Here is an 8,673-nt window from a genome sequence, read left to right as displayed (position 1 = left end):
CGTTACTCGCTGCTGTCAACACCTCTTTTGTTCCGCTTTCGACCGAGAAGATCGAATCGTCAATCAAGCTAAACCACCCTGCCTGACCGACTCCTTCTGGGCTTCGATGACCTGAAGCAACTCGCTGCCGAAAACTGCGTAACTCATTGTTTACCAAGGAGTTTTCCGTTTCGACTGCGCCGGAAGTGGGGCGAATTATAGACTTCCTGAATCTGCCGTCAACCCTTAATTACGCTTTTCTATCAAACACTTGCAGAACGCCGGAAAACAGCCCGTTTCCTCTATATATAGAAGGATTGGAAATCCCGAAGTCCCGGGCGGCCCAATCAGCTGCCGTACACTTTCGCCGCAGGCACCGCCCGGGCCATCAATTGCTCTACCGCCGGCCCCACCTCTCCCACCGCCCAACGCCCTTGCCTGTCCAGTTCCGGACCTCTACGCCAGCCGTCGGCAATCGACAACTTGCCGCCCTCGACTTCGAACATCTGCCCGTTCACCGCACTGGACGCTTGCGAGCCGAGCCAGACCACCAGCGGCGCAACGTTTTCCGGAGCGAAGTAGTCGAAGCCCTCTTCGGGTCTTTTCATGGTATCGGCGAACACTTGCTCGGTCATTCCGGTGCGCGCGGCCGGGGCCAGGGCGTTGACGGTTATGCCATAGCGACCCAGTTCGGCTGCCTGCACCAGCGTCTACGCAGCGATACCGGCCTTGGCAGCGGCATAGTTGGACTGGCCGATGGAGCCCTGCAAACCTGCCCCGGAACTTGTATTGATGATCCGCGCACTCAGCTGCGCACCTCCCTTGGCCTGCTCGCGCCAGTAACGCGCGGCATGGCTGGCGATACAGAAGTGGCCTTTGAGGTGCACGGCCACCACCGCATCCCAGTCGGCTTCGGTGAGGCTGGTGAACATGCGGTCGCGGCAGATGCCGGCGTTGTTGACCACCACGTCCAGACCGCCGAAGGTTTCGATGGCCTGGCGCACGATCAACGCCGCATCGTCGTAGCGGGTGATGTCGTTGCTGTTGGCCTGGCCGCTGCCTTCGCACATGGTCTGCAAACCGAAGCGTCTCCCGCTGCGCTCCAGTTCATGCAACAGCGTGCACATCAACCGGGTGCCGGTCGCGCCCAGTGGATGGCCGAGGGCAATCGCCCCGCCGTTGACGTTGGTCTGTTCATGGGGATAACCCGTCTCCTTGAGCCAGGCCATCGCGACCGAGGCGAAGGCTTCGTTGATCTCCACCCGTTCGATGTCTTCCAGCTTCATCCCGGCTCGCTTGAGTACATAAGCGGTGGCCGGGATGGGTGCGGTGAGCATCCAGATCGGGTCTGCGGCGCGCACGCTGAGGTGGTGGATACGCGCGCGCGGTGTCAGTCCGTAGCGTTTGAGTGCTGTTTCAGAAACGATCAACATCGCGCTGGCCGCGTCGCAGCCAAACAGAACGTCCAGTTCGGCCATTTTCGCCAGGCTGGTCTGGCGCGGTGTTTCGTCGTGCACGACCCCGGCCAGTGGCACGATTTCCCGGTTGAACCGCCCTTGCTCAATGGCCTGCAATGCCCGCTGATGGGACTCCAGTGAATAGGCTTCCAGTTGTTCGCGGGACAACCCCCACTTCTCGGCAATCATCTGCGCCGAACGAAATTGAATTGGCGGTTGTGCGCCATAGCGCCGGACCCAACCTTCGGAGCCGCTGAACGGGTCACTGAAGCCCAGCGGTTCGGCAGCGATCATCGCCGAGGAAATTGGAATCTGGGTCATGGTTTGCACGCCGCCGGCGACGACCACATCCTGGGTGCCGCTCATCACCGCTTGGGCGGCAAAGTGCACCGCTTGCTGGGACGAACCGCACTGGCGATCGATGGTGGTGCCGGGGACCGCCTCCGACAGGCCGGCGGCCAGCCAACTGGTGCGGGCAATGTCCCCGGCCTGCGGGCCGATGGTGTCGACACAGCCGAAGATCACGTCGTCGTAATCGTCATCGGGGATGTCGTTGCGCTCGACCAGCGCACGCGAGACGCGGGCGCCCAGATCGGCGGCGTGAATCTGGCTCAAACCACCTTTGCGCCGCCCGGTGGGCGTACGCAGGGCGTCGACAATTTAGGCTTCAGGCATGGTGTACCTCGAGGTAAATGTTGACGTCAGGCACAGTCGTCGTCAGAAAGTTTTTCCAGCACCCAGTGCTGGATTGCCGTCGAACAACGCCGCGCGGATTCGCCCTTTATGATGACCACGATCCCCCCAGGCCTTGTCCAACGCCCAGGCGCGTTTCATGAACAAGTGCAGGTCGACTTCCCAGGTGTAACCCATGGCGCCATGGGCCTGAATGATGTTTTTTGCGGCGAGCATGGCTGCGTCCGAAGTTGCCAACTTGGCATGGGACACCAGCACTTCTTGTCCCGGTTGCTGCTCGGCCACTGCGTAGGCCGCGCGATACAGCGGCCCTTTGGCGAACTCGATCTGCACCGCGACGTTGGCCATCAAATGCTTGACCGCCTGAAACGAGCCCACCGGCTACCGAACTGCTTGTGCTCGAAGGTGTAATCCACCGCGAGGTCGACCATGCGCTTGGCCAGCCCCAACAACTGCGCAGCACTGCCGAGAGCGCCACGGTTGAACGCAGAGGTCCATAAACGACAGCCCTGTTCACCGCTGGCCACGCAAGTGGCAGGCGTCGGCGTCCAGTCGACCTGAAACAACTGACGACTGGGATCGACCGACACATTGCGGGTCAGGCGCACCGCGCCAGATTCGACCGCATGCACCTCATCGCCATGAGCCAGCAACAGCAAATCGGCGACATGAGCATCGCTGACCAGCGGGTTACCCGGTTCGGCAATCGCCAGTCGCGCGCGGCCTTGCGCAACGCGCGTCAGCCAGTGCTGTTTGAGTACCGCGTGGCTTTCATCAAGGGCGGCGAGCAACGGCACGCCGATCAGCATCGTGTCCACCAGCGGTTCGGGCAGGCCGGCATAATCACATTCCTGAGCGAGCAGAATGAAGTCCAGCTCATTCATGCCCATCCCGTCTTGCTCTTCGGGAACGGTCAGCGAGGTCAAGCCCAACTCCACCAATTGGGCCTAGAGCTGATCGCTGCGCCCGCTGTCGCTGAGCCACAATTCGCGAATACGCTCCGGGGTGACCTCGTTGATCAGAAAACTTCTGACGTTGTCCTGGAACAGCAATTGGTCGCGGCTGAAACTAAAGTCCATGGTCTATTCCTGACAGGACTACGCTGCCCTAGTCTTTTCGGACGTTGGCTGCCGGGTGCCACGCACCTAGCATCGACAGCATTCCCGAGCGACAGAGCGAGGCATCCCATGCTTGATCCGATGGACTTTCGCGGCAAAGTGGTACTGGTCACCGGCGGTGGCAAGGGGGTCGGTCGCGGCATCAGTCAGCGTTTTCTCGACTGTGGTGCCGACGTGGTGATCTGCGGTCGCGAAGCACCGGACACCCTGCCTGCCAGAGCTGGGCGCGAGGCGCTGTTTCTGCCCTGCGACCTGCGGGATGTCGAGCAGTCCGGCCGGTTGATCGACAGTATCGTCGAGCGTTTCGGTCGCCTCGATGTATTGGTCAACAATGCCGGCGGCTCACCGAATGCCGACGCGGCCAGCACCTCGCCACGTTTTAGCGAAGCGATCATCCGCCTTAACCTGTTGGCGCCGCTGAATCTCTGTCAGCAGGCCAATCAGGTGATGCAGGCGCAAGCCGACGGTGGCGCAATCATCAATATTTGCAGCGTCAGCGCGACGCGTCCCTCGCCGGGCACTGCCGCTTATGGTGCAGCCAAGGCCGGGTTGCTGAACCTGACCGGTTCGCTGGCGGTGGAATGGGCGCCCAAGGTGCGGGTCAACGCTGTGACGGCCGGGTTGATTCTCACCGAGCAGGCGGCCATGCATTATGGCGATCAGGCGGGCATTACCCGGGTGGCGGCGACCATCCCGCTGCAACGCCTGGCGGCTCCGGAAGACATCGGCGATACCTGTCTGTATCTGGCATCAACGCTGGCACATTATGTCAGCGGCGCGGACATCACCGTGCACGGCGGTGGCGAACGCCCGGCGTTTCTCGATGCAGCGCAATCCTGAAAAGATCGCAGGCTGCACCAGCTCCTACAGGGAATCGTCTCAGGGCTGCGGGCCCAGGTTGACCTCGCTCCAATAGGCTTTCATCGAGCGAATCTTGCCGTCCGCATTGAATTCCATCACATCGATCACATGAAGCGAACACGGTTGCCCGGCCCATTCCAAATCGACCCGAAACTGCATCGCTCCACAACCGTTGAGTGTCGCCCGAACCGGGCCGGTCAGGGTCGCCTAGACTTTGCTCGCGCCCAGCCCTTCGCGGTAGAAGCGTTCGATGGCGACAAGGCCCCGAATCGGCGGTTGGCCGACGGGGTCTTCGACTACCGCGTCCTGACCATACAGCGCGACGATCGCGTCGATGTCACCGGCATCCACCAATTCCACATGACGCGCCATGGTCGCTTGAACCTGTTGTGCACTGACCATTCAGACCACCTCGAACAGTGCGGCGGCACCCATGCCGCCACCGATGCACATACTCACCACCACGTAACGCAATCCACGGCGCTGCCCCTCGACCAACGCGTGACCGACCATCCGCGCACCGGACATACCGAAAGGATGGCCCACCGAAATTGCACCGCCGTTGACGTTCATGTGTTCAGCGGGAATGCCCAGGGTGTCGCGGCAATACAGCACCTGACAGGCAAACGCCTCGTTCAACTCCCAGAGGCCAATGTGGTCCACGGTCAGGCCATGGCGCTTGAGCAGTTTCGGGATGGCGTAGACCGGGCCGACGCCCATCTCGTCGGAGTTGCAGCCGGCGACCGCCATGCCGCGATAAATCCCCAGCGGCTCCAGGCCACGTTTCTCGGCCAATTTGGCACTCATCAACACCGAGGCCGAAGCACCGTCGGACAGTTGCGAGGCGTTGCCGGCCGTGATGAAGCGGCCCTTTTCACTCCACTGACCGCCCGGCCACACCGGTTCCAGCGCACTCAGGCTTTCGCGGGTGGTGTCGATGCGGTTGCACTCATCGCGAAGCAAGGTGACGGATTCGTAGCGGGTTTCGCCACTGGCCTTGTCGAAGATCGCCTTCCGGCTGGTCAGCGGCGCAAGTTCACGGTCGAACAATCCATTACTCTGGGCCAGCGCGGTACGCACCTGGCTCTGATAGCTGTATTCGTCCTGTTCCTCGCGGGTAATCCCGTAGCGTGCGGAGACGATCTCGCCGGTTTCGATCATTGGGATATAAGCGTGCGGATCCAGCTCGATCACCGAGCCTGACTGATTGCGGTACAGGTTCTTGTGCTTGTTCTGCACCAGCGAAATCGACTCCAGGCCACCGGCCACGGCAATGTCGATTTCGTCGCACATGATGCCTTTGGCGGCCATGCCAATGCTCATCAGCCCCGATGAGCATTGGCGTTCGACCGCCATCCCGGCGACCGAGGTCGGCAAGCCGCCGGCAATCGCGCACAGACGCCCCAAGTTATAAGACTGCGTGCCCTGCTGCGCTGCCGCACCGATGATCACATCGTCCACTTCGCCCGGCTCGATGCCGGCGCGACGCACGGCTTCGCGCACCACATGGCCGCCGAGCTGCGGGGCGTCGGTGTCATTGAATGCACCGCGAAAGGCTTTGCCGATCGGGGTACGTGCGGTCGAAACGATGACGGCTTCTTTCATGCTGGATTCCTCGAATGTTCTGCTAAAGGGTTCACGCGGGGTAGTAACGGCTGATGGTGTCGACCACACAGCCGGGACGTTCCTCGCCATCGATGTCGACGCTGACGCGAATGGTCGCCTGAACGCCGCCCTTGACCTCCTCGACCGCCATCAATTGCGCACTGCCGCGCACCCGCGAGCCAACACGCACCACCGTGGGAAAACGCACCCGCTCGCAGCCATAATTGACACCCATGGCAATGCCGCGCACCTCGACGATCTGCGGTAAAAACAGATTGACCAACGCCAGGCTCAGATAGCCATGGGCGATGCAGGCGCCGAAGGGACCGCTGGCTGCTTTGAGCGGATCGACGTGAATCCACTGGTGATCACCGGTCGCCTCGGCGAACCTGTCGATGCGGTCCTGCGCAAGCACCAGCCAGTCGCTGACGCCCAACACCTCTCCCACCGCATCGTGCAAGGCGAGGGGCGTGTCGAAAATACGTGCCATGTTCACGCCCTCTGACTGGAAACCGACAACACTTCGCCGGTCATGTAAGAACTGTAGTCGCTGGCCAGAAACATCATCACGTTGGCCACTTCCCAAACCTCGGCGGCACGACCAAACGCCTCGTTGGCGGCGAGTTGATCAAGCACCGCCTGAGGGGCGGACTTACGCAGGAAATCGTGCAACGCAATGCTCGGGCTCACCGCGTTGATGCGGATTCCGTAGTCGGCGGCCTCGACCGCGGCGCAACGGGTCAACGCCATGACCCCGGCCTTGGCCGCGGCGTAGTGCGACTGCTCTTTCTGTGCCCGCCAGCCCAGCACCGAAGCATTGTTGACGATGACCCCGGCACGCCGCTCGATCATCTTCGGCAACATCGCACGGGTCATGCGCATGGTGCCGGTGAGCGTCACATCGAGGGGACCGTGATCAGCACCGACTTGTCACGCAACAGGCCGTGACCTGCAACATAGTTGGGAACAGACATGGAAAACTCCTTGGTCAGGTGCACAGGCGCGGTTCTTTGGGCATTCCCAGGGCGCGCTCGGCGATGATGTTGCGCTGGATCTCGTTGCTGCCGCCGTAGAGGGTGTCGGCGCGACTGAACAGGTACAGCGATTGCAAACGGGCGAGTTGATAGGGCGCGGCTTCCAGCAGTTCCGCCTCGGCAACGAGGACGTCCATCGCCAGCTTGCCGAGGCTGGCGTGCCAGGTGGACCAGAACAGTTTGTAGATGGTCGCTTCCTTGCACAGCGAACCGTCCTGGCTACCTGACAGCATGCGCAGCGAGTTGTAGCGCATGATCCGCAGCCCGCTCCAGGCTTCGGCCAGGCGCTGGCGCAGGATCGGGTCGCGCGCGGCAATGGTCGGTCCGGCCAGCCCTTCGCCGATATGCCCCATGCGTCCCGGGCCGCCAGCGCGGGCGTACTCTTCGTGGAAAATCACCTGCTGGCTGATCGACAGACCTCGCCCACCGTGCTCCGGCGCCCAGCCCACACACGTCCAGCCACCCTCTGCGAGTTTGCGCTCCCAGGCTTTGCGTTCCTCGGGAAACATATGCTCGTCAAGAATCGCTACGGCAATGCGCTCTCGATGCCAGGCAGGTGCGCCGAGAAAGCTTTCGCTGGCGCGAGCACGTTTGAAGTAGAGGTGCGGATCGTATTCCCAAGTGAAACCAACGCCGCCGTGCAACTGGATCGACTCGGATGCACAGTGGAAATAGGTTTCAGAGCACTGCGCCTTGGCCAGCGCCGCCGCCAGCGACCGCTCGGCGGCCACCTGCGGATCGCCTTCAGGATCGAGGACTTCCTGGGCCACGCAGGCCGCGTAATAGCTGGCCGAACGTGCGCATTCGACCTGCAGCATCATGTCGGCGGCACGGTGTTTGAGCGCCTGAGCGCGGGTGTGGCCATGCAGGCGGTGGCGAAAAACGGCGAACACAGCAAGCGCCGGCCCATCTGTTCCAGCAAAATCGACAGCTCGACAAAGCCCAGTCCCAGGCCGCCGTACGCTTCGGGAATATGAATCGCCGGCCAGTACATTTCGCGGCACAGGCGCTGCCAGAGCGCCTCCTCAAAACCTCGCTCGCTGACCATCGTCGCTCGTACGGCGGCAGAATCCGAGACATCGGCGAGAAAACCCTCGGCCGATGCGCGGATCATTTCCTGTTCGTCGCTGAATGCAAACTCCATCGCGGCGCCTTCTGCTCGTTAGGCGGGGCACACATGAAGCGACACCCCTCTGGCCTTCGAGTTTGGTGCCAGCGGCACACGAGAGAATCGTCAGGGCTGCCTAGTCTGATTGGGCGATGTCGAGGCCGATCCGCCGAGGAAGGAATGGAATGAGCCCATCCATCAGCCTTTAACTGGCCATCCAAAACCTGCACAATTGCCGGCTTTTTTTGCGACAGGAAGTCCTCATGCAACGGATTGTAATTCTGGGCAATGCCGGTAGCGGCAAATCCACCCTCGCCCGCGCCCTCGGCAAGCGCCTGAGCCTGCCCGTGGTTCACCTGGACACGCTGTTCTGGGAGCCCGGCTGGGTCGAACCCGACGCTGAGCAGTTCCGCACACGGGTCCGCGAAGCGGTCGCACCGGATGCCTGGATTTGTGAAGGCAACTATGCGCGGCGAACCTTCGACCTTCGCCTGCCCCGTACCGACCTGATCATCTGGCTCGATACATCGCGGCTCACCTGTTTCACCCGGGTGATCATGCGCAGCGTAATGAACCGCCCTCGCCCTGACCTTGCAGCAGGCTGTACAGAGAAGCTCGACCGGGCGTTCCTGACCTTTCTGAACTTCGTGTGGAATTTCGATCGCGGCTATCGCCCAGGTATCGAGGCGGTGCGCCTGGCTATAGGCCCGCAAATTTCTACGGTGCACTTGCGCGGTACGCGGCAGATTGCCGCATTTCTCGATAGCTTGCCCGCTACGCCTGGAATCTGCCTTGAATAGAGGGAGGGTGAGATCCAA

General features: G+C 61.8%; 5 protein-coding genes and 5 pseudogenes. 2 read left to right on the top strand and 8 right to left on the bottom strand.

Annotated elements, in window-relative coordinates:
• Nucleotides 1-326 precede the first annotated feature (326 nt).
• Both KGB23_RS28015 and KGB23_RS28010 read right to left on the bottom strand, forming a co-directional pair.
• Nucleotides 327-2,096 (bottom strand): annotated as a pseudogene (locus KGB23_RS28015) (acetyl-CoA C-acetyltransferase).
• 57 nt (nucleotides 2,097-2,153) lie between these two features.
• A pseudogene (locus KGB23_RS28010) lies at nucleotides 2,154-3,208 on the bottom strand (acyl-CoA dehydrogenase family protein).
• 108 nt (nucleotides 3,209-3,316) lie between these two features.
• Here KGB23_RS28010 and KGB23_RS28005 point away from each other — a divergent pair.
• Nucleotides 3,317-4,087 (top strand): SDR family oxidoreductase, encoded by a 771-nt coding sequence (locus KGB23_RS28005; RefSeq protein ID WP_223433392.1) that lies wholly within the window; start codon nucleotides 3,317-3,319, stop codon nucleotides 4,085-4,087.
• A gap of 228 nt (nucleotides 4,088-4,315) precedes the next feature.
• On the opposite strand, the gene KGB23_RS28000 is transcribed toward KGB23_RS28005, so the two are convergent.
• From KGB23_RS28000 to KGB23_RS30185, 6 genes and pseudogenes are all read right to left on the bottom strand, one after another.
• Nucleotides 4,316-4,510, bottom strand: a complete 195-nt coding sequence (locus tag KGB23_RS28000) for a nuclear transport factor 2 family protein (protein ID WP_223433391.1) — start codon at nucleotides 4,508-4,510, stop codon at nucleotides 4,316-4,318.
• On the bottom strand, nucleotides 4,511-5,713 hold the full coding sequence (locus KGB23_RS27995; protein ID WP_223433390.1) for an acetyl-CoA C-acyltransferase: 1,203 nt from the start codon (nucleotides 5,711-5,713) through the stop codon (nucleotides 4,511-4,513).
• A 31-nt stretch (nucleotides 5,714-5,744) separates the two neighbouring features.
• Nucleotides 5,745-6,203 carry a MaoC family dehydratase gene (locus KGB23_RS27990; RefSeq protein ID WP_223433389.1) on the bottom strand — a complete coding sequence of 153 codons (459 nt, stop codon included), beginning with the start codon at nucleotides 6,201-6,203 and terminating at the stop codon, nucleotides 5,745-5,747.
• 2 nt (nucleotides 6,204-6,205) lie between these two features.
• Nucleotides 6,206-6,619 (bottom strand): annotated as a pseudogene (locus KGB23_RS27985) (SDR family oxidoreductase); the annotation flags it as partial.
• A gap of 82 nt (nucleotides 6,620-6,701) precedes the next feature.
• Nucleotides 6,702-7,265: pseudogene (locus KGB23_RS30190) on the bottom strand (acyl-CoA dehydrogenase family protein); the annotation flags it as partial.
• Nucleotides 7,254-7,891, bottom strand: a pseudogene (locus KGB23_RS30185) (acyl-CoA dehydrogenase family protein); the annotation flags it as partial. The pseudogenes KGB23_RS30190 and KGB23_RS30185, both read right to left, overlap by 12 nt.
• Nucleotides 7,892-8,118: 227 nt before the next feature.
• On the opposite strand from KGB23_RS30185, the gene KGB23_RS27970 reads away from it, so the two are divergent.
• Nucleotides 8,119-8,655: an AAA family ATPase gene (locus KGB23_RS27970; protein WP_223433386.1), complete on the top strand. Its 537-nt coding sequence runs from the start codon at nucleotides 8,119-8,121 to the stop codon at nucleotides 8,653-8,655.
• The last annotated feature ends 18 nt before the right edge of the window (nucleotides 8,656-8,673 follow it).

Origin of the sequence: Pseudomonas sp. GL-B-26, assembly GCF_019947405.1 — a bacterium.
Lineage (GTDB): Bacteria > Pseudomonadota > Gammaproteobacteria > Pseudomonadales > Pseudomonadaceae > Aquipseudomonas.
The sequence above is the reverse complement of the archived record's forward strand: the minus strand, read 5'-3'. Positions and strand labels throughout refer to the sequence as shown.